The organism is Streptomyces sp. NA04227 (genome assembly GCF_013364195.1).
GTDB lineage: Bacteria > Actinomycetota > Actinomycetes > Streptomycetales > Streptomycetaceae > Streptomyces.
The window spans coordinates 5730534-5749595 of sequence record NZ_CP054918.1 but is presented as its reverse complement, the minus strand read 5'-3'; the positions used below and the strand labels follow the sequence as shown (position 1 = coordinate 5749595).

The window sequence follows — 19062 nt, the reverse complement described above, 5'->3', positions numbered from 1 at the left end:
GGAAGGCCAACGCCCCCATGCCGCACGCGCCCGAGGCTCAGCCCCGCGAGATCCTGCTCCTGTCGACCTCCGACACCGATCTGCTCAGTGCCCGCGCGGCGAACGGCCCGGTGGCCTACCGCTTCGCCAACCCTTCCCGGCTCGCCCTCGACGAACTGCCCGCGCTCCTGGACGGCGCGGACCTCGTCGTCGTACGCCTCCTCGGAGGCATCCGCGCCTGGCAGGAAGGCCTCGACCTGCTGCTCGCCGACGGCCGCCCGGTGATCGTCCTCACCGGTGAACAGGCCCCCGACGCCCAGCTGATGGCCGCCTCCACGGTGCCGGTCGGCATCGCCGCCGAGGCGCACGCCTACCTCGCGCACGGCGGCCCGGCCAACCTGGAGCAGCTCGCCCGCTTCCTCTCCGACACCGTGCTGCTCACCGGCCACGGCTTCGACGCGCCCGCGCCCGCGCCCACCTGGGGGCCGCTGGAGCGCACGGCCCGCATCACCGCCCCCACCGACCACGACGTGCCCACCGTCGCGGTGCTCTACTACCGCGCCCACCACATGAGCGGCAACACCGCCTTCGTGGAGGCGCTGTGCGCCGCCGTCGAGGACGCGGGCGCCCGGGCGCTGCCGCTGTACGTGGCCTCGCTGCGCGCCCCCGAGGCCGAGCTGATCGAGGCCCTCGGCGCGGCCGACGCCATCGTCACCACCGTCCTCGCCGCGGGCGGCACCAAGCCGGCGGCCGCCTCCGCGGGCGGCGACGACGAGTCCTGGGACGCGGGCGCGCTCACCGCCCTGGACGTCCCGATCCTCCAGGCCCTGTGCCTGACCGGCTCGCGCGGCGACTGGGAGGAGAACGACGAGGGCGTCTCGCCGCTGGACGCGGCCAGCCAGATCGCGGTGCCCGAGTTCGACGGCCGCCTGATCACCGTCCCGTTCTCCTTCAAGGAGATCGACGAGGACGGCCTCCCGGCGTACGTACCCGACGCCGAGCGCGCGGCCCGCGTCGCCGGAATCGCCGTACGCCACGCGCGACTTCGGTACGTCCCCGCCGCCGAGAAGCGTCTCGCCCTGGTGCTCTCGGCGTACCCGACCAAGCACTCCCGTATCGGCAACGCGGTCGGTCTGGACACCCCCGCCAGTGCCGTGGCCCTGCTGCGCCGCCTGCGCGCCGAGGGCTACGACTTCGGTCCCGAGGAGGAGATCCCCGGCCTGGTCTCCGGCGACGGCGACGAGCTGATCCGCGCGCTCATCGAGGCGGGCGGCCACGACCAGGACTGGCTCACCGAGGAGCAGCTGGCCCGTAACCCCGTCCGGATCCCGGCGGCCGACTACAAGCGCTGGTACGCGACGCTGCCCGAGGAACTGCGTACCGCGGTCGAGCAGCACTGGGGCCCGCCGCCCGGCGAGATGTTCGTCGACCGCAGCCGCAACCCGGAGGGCGACATCGTGCTCGCCGCGCTGCGCCGCGGCAATCTGCTGATCGTCATCCAGCCCCCGCGCGGCTTCGGCGAGAACCCGATCGCGATCTACCACGACCCCGATCTGCCGCCCAGCCACCACTACTTGGCCGCCTACCGCTGGATGGCCAGCGACCCCGAGGCGGGCGGCTTCGGCGCGCACGCGATGATCCACCTCGGCAAGCACGGCAACCTGGAGTGGCTGCCCGGCAAGAACGCGGGCCTGTCCTCGGCCTGCGCCCCCGACGCCGCACTCGGCGACCTGCCCCTGATCTACCCGTTCCTGGTCAACGACCCGGGCGAGGGCACCCAGGCCAAGCGCCGCGTGCACGCCACCCTCATCGACCACCTGGTCCCGCCGATGGCCCGCGCCGACTCCTACGGAGACATCGCACGCCTGGAGCAACTCCTCGACGAGTACGCCCAGATCAGCTCGATGGACCCGGCCAAGCTGCCCGCCATCCGCGCCCAGATCTGGACCCTCATCCAGGCCGCGAAGCTCGACCACGACCTGGGCCTCGCGGACCGTCCCGACGACGACGGCTTCGACGACTTCCTGCTGCACGTCGACGGCTGGCTGTGCGAGGTCAAGGACGCCCAGATCCGCGACGGACTCCACGTCCTCGGCGCCCCGCCCGCGGGCGCCGACCGCGTCAACCTGGTCCTCGCCGTACTGCGCGCCCGCCAGATCTGGGGCGGCACCACCGCCCTGCCCGGACTGCGCGAGGCGCTCGGCCTGGACGAATCCGCCGCCACCCGCACCACCGCCGACGAGGCCGAGGCCAAGGCGCGCGCCCTGGTCCAGGCCATGGACGACGCCGACTGGGACCCCGCCGCCGTCACGCGGGTCTCCTCCGGACAGGGCGAACAGGTCGCCGCCATTCTGGAGTTCGCCGCTCGCGAGGTCGTCCCGCGCCTGGCCGCGACCACCGACGAACTCGACCACGCAGTCCACGCGCTCGGCGGCGGCTTCGTCCCCGCGGGCCCCTCGGGCTCCCCGCTGCGCGGCCTGGTCAACGTCCTGCCGACCGGCCGCAACTTCTACTCCGTCGACCCCAAGGCCGTCCCCTCCCGCCTCGCCTGGGAGACCGGCCAGGCCCTCGCCGACTCCCTCCTGGAGCGCTACCGCACCGACAACGGTGAATGGCCCACCTCGGTCGGCCTGTCCCTGTGGGGCACCAGCGCGATGCGTACGGCGGGCGACGACGTCGCCGAGGCCCTTGCCCTGCTCGGCATCCGCCCCGTCTGGGACGACGCCTCGCGCCGCGTCACCGGCCTGGAGCCCATCCCCGCCGAGGAGTTGGGCCGCCCGCGCATCGACGTCACCCTGCGCATCTCCGGCTTCTTCCGCGACGCCTTCCCGCACACCATCGGCCTCCTCGACGACGCGGTACGCCTTGCCGCCTCGCTCGACGAGCCCGCCGAGGCCAACTTCGTCCGCGCCCACGCCCAGGCCGAACTCGCCGACCACGGCGACGAACGCCGCGCCACCACCCGCATCTTCGGCTCCCGCCCCGGCACCTACGGCGCGGGCCTGCTCCAGCTCATCGACTCCCGCGACTGGCGCACCGACGCCGACCTCGCCGAGGTCTACACGGTCTGGGGCGGCTACGCCTACGGCCGCGGACTCGACGGCCGCCCCGCCCGCGAGGAGATGGAGACCGCGTACAAGCGCATCGCGGTGGCCGCCAAGAACACCGACACCCGCGAACACGACATCGCCGACTCGGACGACTACTTCCAGTACCACGGCGGCATGGTCGCCACCGTCCGCGCCCTGCGCGGCACTGCCCCCGAGGCCTACATCGGCGACTCCACCCGCCCCGAGACCATCCGCACCCGCACCCTGGTCGAGGAGACCAGCCGCGTCTTCCGCGCCCGCGTCGTCAACCCCAAGTGGATCGAGGCCATGCGCCGCCACGGCTACAAGGGCGCCTTCGAACTCGCCGCCACCGTGGACTACTTGTTCGGCTACGACGCCACCACGGGCGTGGTCGCCGACTGGATGTACGACAAGCTGACGGAGACCTACGTCCTCGACCCGGTCAACCGCGCCTTCCTCCAGGAGGCCAACCCGTGGGCGCTGCACGGGATCGCGGAACGCTTGCTGGAGGCGGAGTCGCGGGGGATGTGGGAGAAGCCGGATCCGGCGGTACTCGAGGAGCTGCGGGGCGTACTCCTTGAGACGGAAGGGGAGTTGGAGGGGGACGGGGAGTAGGCGGCACCGAGACCACGAGGGCGGGTGGCGTGCCGTTGTGGGTGCGCCGTCTGCCGTCGCCTGGCGGATTCGGGGCGCCGCGCGATTCCTCGTGCGCCGATCTTTCGCCTTGGCTCGCTGATCCTGGCCCCGGCACCGTTCTTGCTGCGTAATCGCGTGGCCGCTCAGGCCAGGTGCGTGAGGAACGCTTTCCACGCCTCGTGAGTGAAGGTAATCACGGGACCGCTGGGGTTTTTGGTGTCACGGACAGGGACGTGGCGGGGGAGGTTGCAGGCGATCTCCACGCACTCGTTGTTGCCGCCGCTGTAGCTGCTGACATGCCACTGCGCCCCTGAGAGGCGAGACTTGGTCCGGCGTCCGATGCTCACGTTGTGCCCCCTCCGGGCCTGATCAGCCGAGGTGCGCGAGGAACGTCACCCAGGCATCGTGAGTGACGGTGATGACCGGGCCTTGAGGATGCTTGGTGTCGCGGACGGGCACCTGATGGCCGAGATTCGTGGCCACTTCCACGCAGTCGCCCTGCCCACCGCTGTAGCTGCTGGTGCGCCAGGCGGCCGAGTTGAGGTCAGGGGCAGGGCTACTGCTGTGGGTCACGATCTGTGCTCCTTGGCGATGCGGCGGATCATCCTGAGCGATTCCGTGGGCGGCAGCGCGGTGGTGCGAGCGTCGTCGAAGAGCGCGCGGTAGAGGTTGACTTCGGGTTCCTGCTCCACCCACATGTTGCCGGTCGGCGTCTCCGCGAGTACGAGGTCCAAAGCCGAAACCCGCGGAAAGCTCAGCAGCAAGTACGGCCCGAACATACCGGAGTGGGCGCCGCGCGAGAACGGCAGGACCTGGACAGTGATGTTCGGTTGTTCCGCCATCGTCGCCACGTGTTCCAACTGATCGTGCATCAACTGGGGTCCACCGACCTGTTGGTGCAGTGCCCCTTCGGCGAGGACGACCCAGAGGTCCAGTGGCGAATCTCCCGTAAGCCTCGCCTGCCGAGCCAGCCGCACTTGCACGAACTGCTCAATTTCTTCCGGGGTTTGCCAGGCCCGGGAGGCGACTGTGATCGCGCGGCTGTATGCGGCCGTCTGCAACAGGCCTGGGATGAGCTGAACTTGATACCCCCGGATGCCGTCGCAGATGGCCTCCATCTCGATCTGATCCCGGTAGGTCTCGCCCAGCACAGACCCGTACTGATGCCACCAACCGTCCCGCCTGCGGCGGTTGGCCTTGCGAGCCAGGGCGGTGAGGCGTTCGCGGGTCTCCGGATCGCTGACGTTGTAGGCGGCCAGCAGCGCGTTCAAGTCCGGCGTACGCACCGGGACATGACCGTTCTCTATGCGACTGATCTTGCCCTTGGTGCAGTCCAGAATCTCGGCGGCGTCCGCAGTCGACATCTGTGCGGCGTCGCGGAACTTGCGTAGCTCATCGCCGAGTTGGCGACCGAGCACCGTGGACGGTTTCACGTTCGGCATGAGCTCTCCCTATCACCGGTCCCCGGTCCGTGTACGTCGAACTCCCGAATGGATGAATGAAGAGTCAGAGCATCCATTCAACGTTGCGCAAGTATGTGGTCACGCTGCACTCTGGTTGCACTGCGTAGCCGAACCTGCACCGTACGGCTGCGATTTGAACCACGCATGCTCTGGAGGCCGCCCATGACAGGCGACGCAACCACGCGAGAGATCGACTTCAAACTTCCCCGGCGCCGCAGCAGCGTCCCCCGAGCCCGAGCCCTTTTACTGGCCGTCCTGGACGGCTGGAAGCTGGACCAAGAAGCCATCGAGACAGCCGAGTTGGTGCTCTCCGAGCTGGTGACCAACGGCATTCGGGCCCGGGCGCCCCGCGATCGTCTGGTGGGCGTACGGATCGCCCACGAGACCGAAGCAGAAGTTGTCCGTATCGAGGTGAGCGACGTAGGCGAGGGAAGGCCCGCGTTGCGCGAACCCGAGGACGACGATGCGTGTGGCCGCGGCCTGCTGCTGGTCGATGCCCTTGCGCAGCGTTGGGGTGTGGACGAACGCCCCGGCGGCATCGGCAAGACGGTGTGGGCCGAGTTGAAGGCGTTGAAAGGTCAGGTGCCGCTTCCGCGTTCGGCGGACGGGCGGTCTTTCTGACGACATGGCTCCGTACCCTGCTCACCATGAGTAGCGCCGCACAGCACCCCCGGTCAACGCCCCTTCACTCCGTCTCAGTGGCCGGAGCCGTAGTGCGCGACGACGGCCGGCTGCTGGCTATCCGGCGTGCGGACAACGGGAGTTGGGAGCTGCCCGGCGGAGTGCTCGAACTCGATGAGTGGCCCGAGGACGGGGTGCGGAGGGAAGTCAGGGAGGAGACAGGCCTCGACGTCGAGGTGGGTGAGCTCACCGGCGTCTACAAGAATGTCCCGCGCGGCATCCTGGCCCTGGTGTTCCGGTGCAAGCGGGTCGGCGGGGCGGAGCGCACCTCCAGTGAGTCGACCGCAGTCGAATGGCTCACCCCGGAACAGGTGGAGGAACGGATGTCCGAGGCCTACGCGATCCGGCTCCTGGACGCACTGGACGGTACCGGTCCTCACGTACGAAGCCATGACGGTCAGCGCGTGATGCCGGTCCGGTAGAGATCAGCGCTGACTCTCTGCCCCGCTCGGAGCCCTGCGACTTCAGGGGCAAGAGGGTGGGCCACATGTGCGTCCGACCACCCCGGGCCGCTGTAATACATGGATACGTAGGTTCGTTGAGTTTCTCTCCGAGAGGAGTGCTGTGAGTAGCCAGCCCGAGACGTACGAGTTCCAGGCCGAGTCGCGCCAGCTGTTGAATCTGGTGGTGCACTCGATCTACTCCAACAAGGATATTTTCCTGCGGGAGTTGATCTCCAACGCCTCCGACGCCCTGGACAAGCTGCGCCTTGAGTCCCTTCTCGACAGCGCGCTCGACGCGGACACCTCCGATCTGCACATCGCTCTGGAGACCGACTCCGAGCAGCGCACGCTGACCGTGCGGGACAACGGGATCGGGATGTCGCGGGACGAGGTGGTGCAGCTCATCGGCACCATCGCCAAGTCGGGTACGGCGGAGTTCGCGCGCAAGCTGAAGGAGGCGCGGGAGGCCCAGGATGCCGCCGCCTCCGCCGAGTTGATCGGCAACTTCGGTGTCGGCTTCTACTCCAGCTTCATGGTGGCGGACAAGGTGAGCCTGGTGACCCGCCGGGCGGGCGAGGCCGAGGGTACGCGGTGGGAGTCGAGCGGCGAGGGGACGTACACCCTTGCGGCGGTGGCCGACGCGCCGCAGGGCACCGAGGTGACGCTGCACCTCAAGCCGGAGGACACCGAGGACCACCTGTACGACTACACGGCGGAGCACAAGCTGCGTGCCGTCGTCCGCCAGCACTCCGACTTCATTCCGTGGCCGGTCCGGATGGAGACCGAGAAGCCCAAGGAGGGTGGCGAGGGCGGCGAGGGCGACGAGGCGGGTGGTACCGAGCGGGTCGTCGAGACGATCAACTCGATGAAGGCCCTCTGGTCGCGCTCCGCGGATGAGATCACCGAGGACGAGTACAAGGAGTTCTACAAGCACGTCAGCCACGACTGGACCGACCCCCTGGAGACCATCCACACCAGGGCCGAGGGCACCTTCGAGTACCAGGCGTTGCTGTTCATCCCCTCGCGGGCGCCGCTGGACCTGTTCCAGCAGGGGGCGCGGCGCGGGGTGAACCTGTACGTCAAGCGTGTGTTCATCATGGACGACTGCGAGTCGCTGCTGCCGGACTACCTGCGGTTCGTCAAGGGCGTGGTGGACGCGCAGGACCTGTCCCTGAACGTCTCGCGCGAGACGCTCCAGCAGGACCGGCAGATCCAGCTCATGCACCGGCGACTGGTCAAGAAGGTGCTGTCGTCGGTCAAGTCGATGCGGACCAAGGACGCGGACAAGTACCGCACGTTCTGGGGCGAGTTCGGCCGTGCCGTGAAGGAGGGCCTGCTCAGCGACTACGAGAACCGCGAGGCCATCCTGGAGGTCTCGTCCTTCCCCTCCACGCACGATGCCGAGGAGCAGACCGGTCTGCGCGACTACGTCTCGCGGATGAAGGAGGGCCAGGACGCGATCTACTACCTCACCGGTGAGTCCCGCACCCGCCTGGAGAACTCCCCGCACATGGAGGCCTTCCGCGAGAAGGGTCTCGAAGTCCTGTTGCTCACCGACCCCGTGGACGAGGTCTGGGTGGAGCAGGTCCGCGAGTTCGACGGCAAGCCGCTCCAGTCCATCGCCAAGGGCCAGGTCGACCTCGACGGCGAGAAGGACGACGAGGACGACAGCGCCAAGGACGCCAAGAACGCCGAACGCGCCCAGCGGGAGAAGGACTTCGGGCCGCTGCTCGGCTGGCTCGGCACCGCCCTGGCCGAGGACGTGAAGGAAGTGCGGCTCTCCTCGCGGCTGACCACCTCTCCCGCCTGCATCGTGGGCGACGCCGACGACGTCACGCCCACCCTGGAGAAGATGTACCGCGCGATGGGCCAGGAACTCCCGCGTATCAAGCGGATCCTGGAGATCAACCCGGACCACCCGCTGGTCACCGCGCTGCGCGCCTCGTACGAGAAGGACTCCGGTGATGCCGCGCTGACCGAGACCGCCGAACTGCTGCACGGTATGGCGCTGCTCGCGGAGGGTGGCGAGCTGAAGGACCCGGCGCGGTTCACCCGGGTTCTCGCGGGGCGGCTGGCCGCGGGGCTGTAGAACCTCGTTCCGGCTTGGCCTCTCAGTACCCAGCGCGGCGCGTCCGCACGGTCCACTGCCGTGCGGACGCGCCGTGTTCGGTTTCAGCTCCCGGATTCCAGTGAGGTTTCGTGGTGGGGCGGAGCGCACGCACTCCGCTCCTGGTTACCGCCTGCGGCCACCACCGCCCAGTGCGAGTCCGGCCGTGATCATGGCGAACAGGCACATGCACCCGCCGACGATCACATTGCAGACGACCGTACGCGTCGTGGAGACGTCTCCGGTCACGACCCAGGGCGCGATGATGGTCCACGCGCCGATGCCCAGCGCCGCCCAGCTCATGCTGTGCGTGCGCTCATAGGCGTTGCCCATCCCCATCGACACGAAGGCGAAGGCCAGACCGGCGATGAGGTTGTTGATGGCCAGGGCGTTCAGATCGTTGAAGCCGACGATCCAGGGTGAGGCGGCGAGGAACAGTCCGGCCAGCAGGCTCAGTGCCTCGGCGGCCTGGGACGCCGGAGCAGCCGCCGCTGCTTCGGAGCGGGCCCGGAGGGCGACGATGTCCGGGTGCTCATGGATGTCTGGTGAGGTTGATGCAGCCACGCCAATCACTCCTTGTGGTGGATCCGCGTGCCTTTGACATGGTCATCGTATCCTTATGGCTTCCTTATGTGAATGTTTATGTTTGCGGGCAAATGGCCGCCTACGCAATGCGATTGAACAATCACTTGGAGTCGCTGTCTGGTGGTGGCGATCACGGGCAGGGACACCTGGCGAACCCGGTGGTCCTGAGGTGCATCCGGTAGCGCTCGGCATCGGCGCAGCGGTCCCGCCACCCGAGAGACCTGCGGTAGCTTCGCCGAGTGACTGCCCAGGCCATCGAAGAGGTCCGCCTGACCGCGTTCAAGAGCTTCCGGCGTGAGGCGTTCCGGCTCGCGCCGCTGACCGTGCTGATCGGACGCAACAGCAGCGGCAAGTCGAATGCTCTCGACGGACTCGAAGTGCTCTCCCGCCTCGCCCGTGGGGAAGACATCGCCGAGGCACTGGAGAGCCGACGCAGTCCCGCCGGGCCGGTGCGCGGCGGGCTCGCGGGGTGCGTACCGCACGGTTCCGATCGCTTCGAGCTCGGTTGCAGTGTGAGCACCGAGTACGGGCCGGTTGATCTCGATGTGACGATTCAGGTGGAGCCCGAAGTCCAGATTGTCGAGGAGCGGCTGAGCGGCCCTACTGCCACCGGCCGCAGGGATGTGCTGGTCAGCGGCGCCCCGAGTCCGCACCTCGGTGATATTCAGGCCTCTTGGCACAACGGCAAGCCCGGGCGCAACCCGAGTGGTCCGTTCCGCAGCTCGCGCCTGCTCACCTCCCAGTTGCCGCTCCGCCTGGCGGGCGACACAGAGGGCGAACGTGACTGCATCTGGAACGCGACGGTCGCACTGTCGGCCCTGTCGCGCGCCTTCCACCTCGATCCGGTGCCGCACCTCATGCGGCAGTACGTGCCTTCGCGGGACGTCCATCTGAGACGCACCGGGGAGAACCTGTCCGCCGCGATCGGTCAGGTCCAACGGACCGATCCCGAACTCTTCCGCCGGCTCGAGCAGCTGTTGCGAGGGCTCGCCGATCACGACGTCGAGGCCCTGACCGTCACCAAGTCCGAGCTCGGCGACGTCATGCTGGCCTTGCGCGAAGGCCAGTTGGGGCTGACACCTGCCCGGGAGATGAGCGACGGCATGCTGCGTTTCCTCGCCGTCACCACGTCCCTGCTTACCGGCGGCGGCGGACTTGACCTCGGTTCGACGACGGTGGCGGGCGCGCGTACCGCAAACGAACGTTCCCTCATGCTGGTTGTCGAAGAACTCGAGAACGGACTGCATCCCTCGCAGGCGTCCGAGGTGCTCCGACTCGTGCGGCAGGCGAGCGCGGAGAACGGCACCAGCGTGCTGATCACGACGCACAGCCCCGCTTTACTCTCCGCGCTGGAAAGCAAGGACCATGAGGGCGTCGTGGTGTGCTGGCGTGACAGACAGTCGGGCACCAGCCGTCTCACGAAGCTCACCGATCTGGAGGGCTATCCGGCCGCGATGGCGGCCGGACGCCTCGGTGAGGTGATCACCCAGGGGCGGCTGAGCTCGGCAGGCAGGCAACAGGTCCCGGATTACACGGAGTTCGACCGGCTCCTTGGTATCGAGTGCGGCGGACGTGGCTCGTAGGGTGGAATTCGTCGACACATCGATCCTCTGCAATCTGCTGGAGATTCCCGGAAAGAGTCAGGACCGCGAAAAGGTAATCGCTGAACTGCGTCGTAAGCGTGAGACGCGTGATTGCGATCTGCTGCTGCCGGTGTGACAGCGGTCATCGAAACCGGAAACCACATCGCGCAGTTGGCCGACGGGCGCCATCGGCGGACTTGCGCGGAGCGGTTCGTCGGTGTTCTTCGTACGGTGGTGGAGGGTACGGCGCCCTGGGCGCTCAACGAGGTCGAGTGGGATGCCGCCCACCTCAGCGCACTCATAGCCGGGGGAAGTACCGGCAGCGACTTGGTGACGCACGCGTGCAACCGCCTCGGATGCGGTGACCTGAACATTCTGATCGAGCGGGACCGGTATCTCGCCCGGACCTCCGGGGTCGCGGCGACGGTCTGGACGCTGGACGAACTGCTGGCGTCGTACGCGTAAGTGCGTGAAGTGTCTGTCCGTTGTCCGCGCTGAACGCGCCGGGCAGGGGGAGGGCCCCCGCCCGGCGGTTGAGAGCGACCGGGCACCGCTCAGGAAGTAAGCGGCGGCGAAGAGTTCCCCGCCCCCGGCGGCCCCAGCCGAGGTCCGATCGCCTTCAGTGCCCCCGGCGTACGGCCGTGCCCCCAGCCGATGTGGCGGCGGTAGCTGCCGAGCAGGTTGGTGAGGGTCAGGTGCTCCTCGTCGCGGGCGGTGGAGTCGCTGGGGAGCGGGTGGGTCAGCGGTGCGACGTACAGGGCGTCGGCCGGGCAGTTGGCCTCGCACTGGAAGCAGGTCTGGCAGTCGTCGTGGCGGGTGAGTACGGGGATGCCGTCCTCGCCGCGGTCGAAGACGTTGGTCGGGCACACCTCGATGCACTTGTCGCAGGCGATGCAGCGGTCCGCCGAGACCAGTTCGATCACGAGGCCACCTCCAGGGGTGCGGCGGGTGCGGCCGGGAGGGGCTCGGTGCGGGTCCACAGCCGGTCGAGGCCGCCGGTGACGATGCGGTGGTGCTGCCGGGGGTCCTGCGCGGGGAAGTCGAGGCGTTTGGCCATGCCGCGGGTCTCGGTGCGGGCCAGCGCCGAGGTGTACATCCAGCGGGCGTGCGCCGTCATGGCGGCCGCCTGCCGGGCCCGTACCGTGTCCGCTCCCGTCGCGTGCAGCGCTGCGCGCGATTCCCGCCAGACCCGGTCGAGCACCTTCAGCGAGGCGGTGAGGCGGTCACCGTGGCGCAGATAGTTCTTCTCGTACGGCAGTACTTCGCCCTGGACCGCGGTAACCACCTCGTGGAAGTCGTCGGCGCGACCCGGTGTCCCGGTGGGCCGCAGGCCCGCCCCGCCCGTGGACACCAGAGGCCGGGTGCCCGCTGCGGTGCCCAGTGAGCGGGCGTGGCGGGCCGCGCCCCGGCCCGCCCAGGTTCCGGAGGACAGGGCCCAGGCGGCGTTGTGGCTGCCGCCGCCGGTGAAGCCGCCGCAGATCAGCTCGCGGGTCGCCGCGTCTCCGGCCGCGTACAGGCCGGGGACGGTGGTGGAGCAGTCGTCGGCGGCGATACGGATTCCGCCGGTGCCGCGCACGGTGCCCTCGGCGAGGAGGGTGACGGCGAAGCGTTCGGTGAAGGGGTCGATGCCGAGGCGGTCGAAGGTGAGGAAGAAGTTGGGCTGGGCCAGCCGCATCGCCCGCCGGTCCGCGGCGCTCGCCCGGTCGAGACGGCAGTAGACCTTCTCGCTCAGCAGCGTGCGTGCGATGACGGACCGGCCGCCCTGGCTCGCCGCGCCCTGAAGGACCGCGCCGTCCTCGCGGTAGAAGGTCGCGAAGGAGTAGAACGCGGTCTTGGTGACGGAGGTGCCCTCGGGCGCGATGCCGTGGGCGTTGGAGAACTCCATCCCGGACAGCTCCGCGCCCGCTTCGGCGGCGAACAGCGCCCCGTCGCCGGTGTTGACGTTGCAGCCCAGCGCGCCGCTCAGGAACGCGCAGCCACCGGTGGCCAGGACGACCGCCCCGGCACGCACCCGGTACGGCTCCCCGGCCCGGCGCCGGTACCCCCGGGCCCCGGCGACCGCCCCCGAAGGGTCGGTCAGCAACTCGGTGACCGGGCTGTGGTCCAGGACGCGGACCCCGGCCCGCCGTACGCGAATCCGCATCCGGCGCATGTACTCCGGCCCTTGCAGACCGTTCCTCAGCTGGGTCCCGTCCGGTCCGGTCGGGAAGGGGTAACGGGCGTCCGTGGCAAGCTCGTTGACCCCGGCGTACGTCTGGTCGAGCACCCGGGCCATCCAGCGCCGGTCGGCCAGATAGCCGCCCAGAGCCTCCCGGCTCGCCATGGCCGCCTCCCGCGCCTCGGGCTCCGGGGGTACGTACCAGACGCCGGTACCGCTGGAGGCGGTGGCGCCGCTGGTGCCGCAGTAGCCCTTGTCGGCGAGGACCACGTCCGCTCCCTCCTGGGTCGCCTTGAGCGCGGCCCAGGTGGCCGCGGGTCCGCCGCCGATCACCAGGACGTCGGTGGTGAGCTCCAGGCCGTCGGTGCCTATTTCGGCGGTGCTCATACGGGCTGCCCTGTCGCGGTGACGGCCGAACCGGCGGGGCTCCCGGCGGGGATCTCGGCAGGGATTGCCGGGGTGGCTGAGGATGGGGCCGTGGCCGTGGCCGTGGCCGTGGCGGCAAGGCGGTTGGCGGGGCGGGCGAGGCCGTAGTGGTCGCGCAGGGTGCGGCCGGTGTACTCGGTGCGGAAGAGGCCGCGTCGCTGGAGAATCGGTACGACGTGGTCGACGAAGTCCTCCAGGCCGCCCGGCAGATGCGGCGGCATGATGTTGAAGCCGTCGGCGGCGCCCTGGGTGAACCACTCCTCCAGCTGGTCGGCGATCTGCTCGGGAGTACCGGCGAACACCCGGTGACCGCGTCCCGCGCCGAGCCGGGCGATGAGTTCGCGCAGCGTGAGGCCGCCCTGGCCGTCCTTGCCCTCCTCGCGGGCGAGCTGGGTCACGAGTGCGAAGCGGCTCTTGTTGCCGTTGATGTCCCGCTCCTCGGGCAGTTCCGGGAGCGGCCCGTCCAGCGGCAGGCCGGTCAGATCGGTGCCGAGCATCCCCGACAACTGGGCGAGCCCGTACTCGGGGACCTGGAGGTCGGTGAGTTCCTGCTCCAGGGCGCGGGCCTCGGCCTCGGTGGAGCCGATCACGGGGGCGATGCCGGGCAGGACGAGCAACTCGTCTTCCGCGCGGCCGTAGTTGGCCAGCCGTGACTTGAGGTCCCGGTAGAAGGACTGGCCGTCGGCGAGGGTCTGCTGAGCGGTGAAGACCGCCTCGGCGTACTGGGCCGCGAACTCCTTGCCGTCCTCCGACGATCCGGCCTGGACCAGGAGCGGGTGTCCCTGGGGGCTGCGCGGTGAGTTCAGGGGACCCTGCACCCCGAAGTACTCCCCGCGGTGGTTGATCTCCCGCACCTTGTCGGTGTCGGCGTAGACGCCGCGCTCACGGTCGAGCAGGATCGCGTCGTCCTCCCAGCTGTCCCAGAGCTTGGTGGCGACCTCGACGAACTCCCGCGCCCGCTCGTAGCGCAGCCCGTGCTCCAGGTGTTCGTCCTGCCCGAAGTTGCGGGCCTCGTTCACGGTGCCGGAGGTGACGATGTTCCAGCCCGCCCGGCCGCCGCTGATGTGGTCGAGAGAGGCGAACTTGCGGGCGGTGTGGAAGGGCTCGTTGAAGGTGGTGGAGACGGTGGCTATCAGGCCGACGTGCTCGGTGGCCGTCGCCAGGGCGGACAGCAGGGTGAGCGGTTCGAAGCCGCCGAGCGCGTTGTGCCTGACCTTGCCCCACAGGGCGAGGCCGTCGGCCAGGAAGACGGAGTCCAGCAGGCCGCGTTCGGCGGTCCGTGCCAGCTCCTGGAAGTAGCGGACGTCCGTGACGCGTTCGGGCTGGGTACGCGGCAGCCGCCAGGCGGCGTCGTGGTGTCCGGCGTTCATCAGGAACGCGTTGAGGTGCAGTTGCCGGGGTCTGGTCGCGGTCATCGGGGTCCTTGGATCGGGGCGGCGGGACGCTGCGGGAGGGAGGGGGAGGAGGGAGGAGGGAGGGAGAAGCGGAGGGGAAGGGGAGAGGGGAGAGGGGTGGTGCGGGGCGCGTGCGGTGACGGCCCGGCCCCGCCCGGTGGTCACGCGTTGGTGGGTACGCGCCAGGAGCTGAGTCGGCGTTCCACGGCCACCAGGAACTGGTTGAAGGCCACGCCGATGGCGGAGATCGTGATGATGCCCGCGTACATCTGCGGAATCGCGAAGTTGTACTGCGAGTTGTTGATCAGATAGCCGAGGCCCGCCTTCGCGCCGATCATCTCGGCGGCGACAAGGACCAGGATGGACACCGCTCCGGCCAGCCGGATGCCGGTGAACATCACCGGTACCGAGGCCGGGAGGATGACCTTCTGGAACAGCCGGGGCGTGGACAGGTCCATCGACTTCGCCAGCTTCAGCAGGGTCGGGTCGACCGTGCGGACCGCGCTGATGGTGTTCAGCAGGATCGGCCAGGTGCACGCGTACACCACGATGGAGATCTTCGAGGTCTCGCCGATGCCGAGCAGCAGCACGAACACGGGCAGCAGCGCCAGTGCCGCGGTGTTGCGGAAGACCTCCAGGAGAGGTCCGAGCAGATGGGCGAGCGGCCCGTACCAGCCGATCAGCAGGCCGAGCGGTACGGCGACGGCCACCGCGATGCCGAATCCGGTGCCCGAACGCACCAGGCTGGCACGGGCGTTGTCCGCGAGCTGGCCGTCGGTCGCCAGCCCCCACCAGGCGCGGGCGACCTCGCTGAACGGCGGCAGGAACGTCCGGTCGACCAGGCCGAGCCGCGGCGCGGTCTCCCACAACAGCAGCAGCGCCACGATCGCCACGGATTTGAGCGCGGCGGTCAGCAGCAGGTACGGGAGGCGCCGGGCCAACCGGAGGAGCACCGGGCGGAACTTGGGCGTGCGGGCGGGGAGTTGACGTTCCTTTGCGGTCGCTTCCTCGGCCCCGGTCTCGGCGATGGTCTTGTCCGGGGCGTTGTCCGCGGTCGTGCCCGGGGCTCTGTCCACGGTGCTGTCCGTGGCGTTGACCGCGGTGCTGTCCGTGGCCTCGGCGGCGGTTTTCTGCGTGCTCTCCGCCGCGCTCGCGACGGCAGTCGTCTCCGTGCTCTCCGCCTCCGTGCTCTCCGCCGTGGCGTTCTCGGTCGCGGTGCCGGTTACGGGACTCATACGGATGCCTCCTCCTTCTCCAACTGCTGGGCCCTGGCCACCTCGTCGTGCAGGAGCGACCAGATCTGGTGCCGGTAGCGCGCGAACTCGGGACTGGAGCGGAGGTCGTCCGTGCCGGTGCGCGAGCCGAAGGAGACCGGCACGATCTCCTTGATCCGGCCGGGCCTGGACGTCATCACGGCGACGCGCTGCCCCAGGTAGACGGCCTCGTCGATGCTGTGGGTGATGAACACGACGACCTTGCCGGTGCGCTGCCAGATACGCACCAGTTCGTCCTGCAGCGACTCCCGGGTCTGGGCGTCCAGCGCGGCGAACGGCTCGTCCATCAGCAGTACATCGGGGTCGTAGGCGAGGCTGCGGGCGATGGCGACGCGCTGCCGCATCCCGCCGGAGAGTTCGTGCGGGTGCCGGTCCTCGAATCCGGACAGGCCGACAAGGTTCAGGAACTCCCTTGCGCGGGCGGCGCGTTGGCGGCGCGGTACGCCGGTGGCCTCCAGGCCGAACTCGACGTTGCCGCGCGCGGTGCGCCACGGCAGCAGCGCGTACTGCTGGAAGACGATGCCCCGGTCGAGGCCGGGCCCGGTGACGGGTACGCCGTCGAGCAGGATGCGTCCTTCGGTGGGCCGGGTGAGGCCGCCGAGGAGATCGAGCAGGGTGGACTTGCCGCAGCCGCTGGGACCGACCAGGGCGACGAACTCACCGGGAGCTATCGACAGATCGATTCCTTCGAGCGCGGTGAAGGCCTTGTTCCGCTCACCGCCTCTGCGGTCCTTTACGGAGAACTCCTTGCGTACGTTCTCGAATACGATCTTGGGTGCGGTGGATTCCGGCACGGGGATCAACTCCCGCTCTTCGGGGTGGAGTTCGAGGTGGAGTGAGAGGTGGGGTTCGTGGTGGAGTTCGGAGTGGACTCGGTGGCGGGCGAGGCCGCTTCGGACGGCTTGGTGCCGCCGTCCTTGGCCGCGTCGTTGAATTCGTTGGTGTAGAGGTCGGACAGGGTGACCTGGCCCTTTTTGATGTCGCCGCGTTCGGCCAGCCAGTCGACCCAGAGCCGCAGTTCCTTTCCGGTGATCCGGCCCGCCCTTTCGGCGACGCCGTAGGACTGCCAGTACTTGAGTGGTGCGGCGTCCTCGTTGCGGCGGCGCTTCTTGACGATCTCCGTCATCCGGGCGACGACCTCCTCGCGCGGGGTGGCGCGGGACCACTCGATGGCCTTTCCGACGCCGGTGGTGAAGATCCGGGCCGTTTCGGGGTTCTGTTTCAGGAAGCGGTCGGTCATCAGGAACGTGCCCGCGCTGAACGCGCCGAGGAGTTGGTAGTCGGTGAACAGCGGCCGGATGCCGCCGGTTTCCAGGGCCTTGTCGCGCAGGATGCCGCCGAGTACGGCCACGTCGATCTGCTTCTGCCGCAGGGTCTGCTCGGTGTTGACCGGAGGTACCACGAGCCGCTCGGCCTCACCGCTCTGGGACCGGGACAGACCGGCGCGCCGCAGATAGATGTCGAGCATGGCCTCGGAGTGGGCCCCCAGCGTGTTCATCCCGACCTTCTTGCCGAGCAGGTCCCGGGCCGAGCGGATGGGGCTGTCCTTGAGGACGTAGAAGCCGTTGTAGGCGTACTTGTCGGCGCCGTAGTAGCTGATGACCGCCTTGACCGGTGCCCCGTTCGCGGCCAGTTTGACGACCGCGCCGTTGAACGCGCCGCCGAAGTCGGTCTGGCCGGTGGCCGCGGACTGGATGTCCTGCGGCCCGCTGGTCGTGTTGCCGACCCAGTCCAGCTTCACGTCCTCCAGGTAGCCGAGGTCCGCGGCCAGTTCGGGCAGCGTGACCTGGCCCGCCCAGCCCTGGTACCGGAGCGTCCTGGTGTTGCTCTTGCCGGAGGAGGCCCCGATCGCCGGGCCGCAACTGACCGCGAGCGCCGAAACACCGAGCAGGGAAAGGAACTGTCGTCGGTTCGATGTCGATGCCGTCGTGGCCATGGCGGGGTCCTGTTCAGATCGGGAGAGCGTCGGCTCGATGGAGCGGCTGGAATACGCACCGCGCACTACCTGGCGCGTGCCGCGCGGTTCCGTAAAGAGAGTCCGTAAAGAGAGGGGGAGAGGAATGCCAAGAAGGCTTCCGCGCAAGCGGATTGGGCCCGCGGGGAAAGGGTCCGCGTCAGAATGATCGCGGCGAATTCACCCGCACCGGGAGAGGGAAGAGATCACCCACGCGGGGCGACAGAAGAGTTCACGCACACAGGGCGCTGGCTGTACGTCGCAGATCGACGTGCAGGCGCCCGGCAAGGTTCTCGTACGTGCTCATGGCCAAGAGAGTTGCAGCGACTTTCGGCCAGGTCAATGTCGCTGCGTACGCTTTGCGTGTTCTCAACTTTCCGACATACCGGTGAAGTGCCGCGTTCATAATTCTCGGTCGGGGGAGTGGTGCACTGCCGACCGGACCCTGCTCCCGCCCTCGCGCGGGGACGTGTCACTTCTGGTCAACCGCGAGGTGTCAGAGCAGAAGGTGACGTCACGGATGTTCGTGCCGGTACCGCTTCCGCCCGTACCAATCCGGCGGACCATCGACAACCGGACATCGGCTCACCGCGTGGTCGAAGCCTTGTGGACCGGAGCTTTCCCGGTCATGGGTCCGTGCGTTCACATCCGGCCGAGCGGTACGGCGTGATCCGTATTGCGGAATGTCCGTACCCACTTTTGATTTCGTGTCCTCATACGGCCAATCGCAATGACCGCCAGCGGACATGTGCTTGCTCGCCGCAGGGCGCTGAAGAATAGTGAGCCCCACTGGCTACCAGCCGGTAGGCACTCTTCGGCGGATACGTTCCTGACTTTCGTGCCGTCGCAACCGTGCGGTTTCCCATGCCAATTCGAGTCATTGCCCAGGGGGCCAACTCATGCAGTTCATGATTCTCGCGCGTTACTCGCAGGAAGTCGTCAAGGGCATCATCCTGGACCCTGCCGGAATCGCCGTCCGCGACCAGCACGCGTTCAAGTTCTACAGCGCGCTCGGCGGCAAGATCGTGAACTACTGGTTCACCAAGGACATCGAGTACAACTTCGCGATCGTCGTCGACTTCCCGGACGCCGAGGCCGCCCACGCCGCCGTCCTGACCGGCTACTCCACCGGTGCCTTCCTGGAGGGCAAGCTCATTCCGCTGTGCACCACGGAGGAACTGGTCGGCACCCTGACCCGCGCGCAGGAAGCCGCCGCGATCTTCTACCCGCCGACCGAGACCGGCGGCGACGAGGCCTGAGGCCCCCCGCTGCCCGGAGCCGCCGGGCCACTTGGCCCGCGGCTCCGGG

At 68.9% G+C, this 19062-nt stretch carries 19 protein-coding genes; 8 read left to right on the top strand and 11 right to left on the bottom strand.

Annotated elements, in window-relative coordinates:
* Nucleotides 1–17: 17 nt before the first annotated feature.
* Entirely contained in the window at nucleotides 18–3665 is a 3648-nt protein-coding gene (gene cobN / locus HUT18_RS24525) for a cobaltochelatase subunit CobN (RefSeq protein WP_176104778.1), read from the top strand.
* A 164-nt stretch (nucleotides 3666–3829) separates the two neighbouring features.
* Here the strand turns inward: cobN and HUT18_RS24520 are convergent, their stop codons facing one another.
* From HUT18_RS24520 to HUT18_RS24510, 3 genes are read right to left on the bottom strand one after another with little or no spacing between them, the layout of a single operon-like run.
* Complete coding sequence (locus HUT18_RS24520) at nucleotides 3830–4033, bottom strand: DUF397 domain-containing protein (RefSeq protein ID WP_368661554.1); 204 nt, start codon at nucleotides 4031–4033, stop codon at nucleotides 3830–3832.
* A gap of 22 nt (nucleotides 4034–4055) precedes the next feature.
* Entirely contained in the window at nucleotides 4056–4259 is a 204-nt protein-coding gene (locus tag HUT18_RS24515) for a DUF397 domain-containing protein (protein WP_176102716.1), read from the bottom strand.
* Complete coding sequence (locus HUT18_RS24510) at nucleotides 4256–5128, bottom strand: helix-turn-helix transcriptional regulator (protein ID WP_176102715.1); 873 nt, start codon at nucleotides 5126–5128, stop codon at nucleotides 4256–4258. Before HUT18_RS24510 ends, HUT18_RS24515 begins: the two co-directional genes overlap by 4 nt.
* 183 nt (nucleotides 5129–5311) lie before the next feature.
* Between HUT18_RS24510 and HUT18_RS24505 the strand changes: the two genes are divergently transcribed.
* The 3 genes from HUT18_RS24505 to htpG all read left to right on the top strand — a co-directional run bounded on the left by HUT18_RS24505 (nucleotide 5312) and on the right by htpG (nucleotide 8362).
* The gene (locus tag HUT18_RS24505; protein ID WP_176102714.1) at nucleotides 5312–5770 is read left to right on the top strand and encodes an ATP-binding protein; all 459 of its coding nucleotides are present in this window, start codon (nucleotides 5312–5314) and stop codon (nucleotides 5768–5770) included.
* A 26-nt stretch (nucleotides 5771–5796) separates the two neighbouring features.
* Nucleotides 5797–6252, top strand: a complete 456-nt coding sequence (locus tag HUT18_RS24500; RefSeq protein ID WP_176102713.1) for an NUDIX domain-containing protein — start codon at nucleotides 5797–5799, stop codon at nucleotides 6250–6252.
* Nucleotides 6253–6394: 142 nt separating this feature from the next.
* Complete coding sequence (gene htpG / locus HUT18_RS24495; protein ID WP_176102712.1) at nucleotides 6395–8362, top strand: molecular chaperone HtpG; 1968 nt, start codon at nucleotides 6395–6397, stop codon at nucleotides 8360–8362.
* A gap of 144 nt (nucleotides 8363–8506) precedes the next feature.
* On the opposite strand, the gene HUT18_RS24490 is transcribed toward htpG, so the two are convergent.
* Entirely contained in the window at nucleotides 8507–8944 is a 438-nt protein-coding gene (locus HUT18_RS24490) for an SPW repeat protein (RefSeq protein ID WP_176102711.1), read from the bottom strand.
* Between the two features lie 260 nt (nucleotides 8945–9204).
* Here HUT18_RS24490 and HUT18_RS24485 point away from each other — a divergent pair, with 260 nt between their 5' ends.
* Genes HUT18_RS24485 through HUT18_RS24480 form a run of 3 tightly spaced genes read left to right on the top strand, consistent with a single transcriptional unit; the run spans nucleotide 9205 to nucleotide 11013 of the window.
* Nucleotides 9205–10548, top strand: coding sequence for an AAA family ATPase (locus HUT18_RS24485; RefSeq protein ID WP_176102710.1), 1344 nt, complete (start codon nucleotides 9205–9207; stop codon nucleotides 10546–10548).
* Between the two features lies 1 nt (nucleotide 10549).
* Nucleotides 10550–10684, top strand: coding sequence for a hypothetical protein (locus tag HUT18_RS34230; RefSeq protein ID WP_303246553.1), 135 nt, complete (start codon nucleotides 10550–10552; stop codon nucleotides 10682–10684).
* Complete coding sequence (locus tag HUT18_RS24480) at nucleotides 10681–11013, top strand: hypothetical protein (protein WP_254878787.1); 333 nt, start codon at nucleotides 10681–10683, stop codon at nucleotides 11011–11013. Before HUT18_RS34230 ends, HUT18_RS24480 begins: the two co-directional genes overlap by 4 nt.
* Before the next feature lie 89 nt (nucleotides 11014–11102).
* On the opposite strand, the gene HUT18_RS24475 is transcribed toward HUT18_RS24480, so the two are convergent.
* The 7 genes from HUT18_RS24475 to HUT18_RS34360 form a co-directional block, all read right to left on the bottom strand.
* A complete protein-coding gene (locus HUT18_RS24475) occupies nucleotides 11103–11471 on the bottom strand; it encodes a ferredoxin family protein (protein ID WP_176102709.1) in 369 nt (122 codons plus the stop codon).
* Nucleotides 11468–13093, bottom strand: a complete 1626-nt coding sequence (locus HUT18_RS24470) for an FAD-dependent oxidoreductase (protein WP_176102708.1) — start codon at nucleotides 13091–13093, stop codon at nucleotides 11468–11470. Before HUT18_RS24470 ends, HUT18_RS24475 begins: the two co-directional genes overlap by 4 nt.
* Nucleotides 13090–14547, bottom strand: coding sequence for an LLM class flavin-dependent oxidoreductase (locus HUT18_RS24465; protein ID WP_176102707.1), 1458 nt, complete (start codon nucleotides 14545–14547; stop codon nucleotides 13090–13092). Before HUT18_RS24465 ends, HUT18_RS24470 begins: the two co-directional genes overlap by 4 nt.
* Nucleotides 14548–14687: 140 nt before the next feature.
* Nucleotides 14688–15761: an ABC transporter permease gene (locus tag HUT18_RS24460; RefSeq protein ID WP_254878786.1), complete on the bottom strand. Its 1074-nt coding sequence runs from the start codon at nucleotides 15759–15761 to the stop codon at nucleotides 14688–14690.
* The gene (locus HUT18_RS24455; RefSeq protein ID WP_176102706.1) at nucleotides 15758–16594 is read right to left on the bottom strand and encodes an ABC transporter ATP-binding protein; all 837 of its coding nucleotides are present in this window, start codon (nucleotides 16592–16594) and stop codon (nucleotides 15758–15760) included. The genes HUT18_RS24460 and HUT18_RS24455 overlap by 4 nt, the downstream gene beginning before the upstream one ends.
* A gap of 5 nt (nucleotides 16595–16599) precedes the next feature.
* Nucleotides 16600–17736, bottom strand: coding sequence for an ABC transporter substrate-binding protein (locus tag HUT18_RS24450; RefSeq protein WP_176102705.1), 1137 nt, complete (start codon nucleotides 17734–17736; stop codon nucleotides 16600–16602).
* 250 nt (nucleotides 17737–17986) lie between these two features.
* Entirely contained in the window at nucleotides 17987–18061 is a 75-nt protein-coding gene (locus HUT18_RS34360) for a putative leader peptide (RefSeq protein ID WP_368661573.1), read from the bottom strand.
* A gap of 592 nt (nucleotides 18062–18653) precedes the next feature.
* Here HUT18_RS34360 and HUT18_RS24445 point away from each other — a divergent pair.
* Nucleotides 18654–19013: a GYD domain-containing protein gene (locus HUT18_RS24445; protein WP_176102704.1), complete on the top strand. Its 360-nt coding sequence runs from the start codon at nucleotides 18654–18656 to the stop codon at nucleotides 19011–19013.
* The last annotated feature ends 49 nt before the right edge of the window (nucleotides 19014–19062 follow it).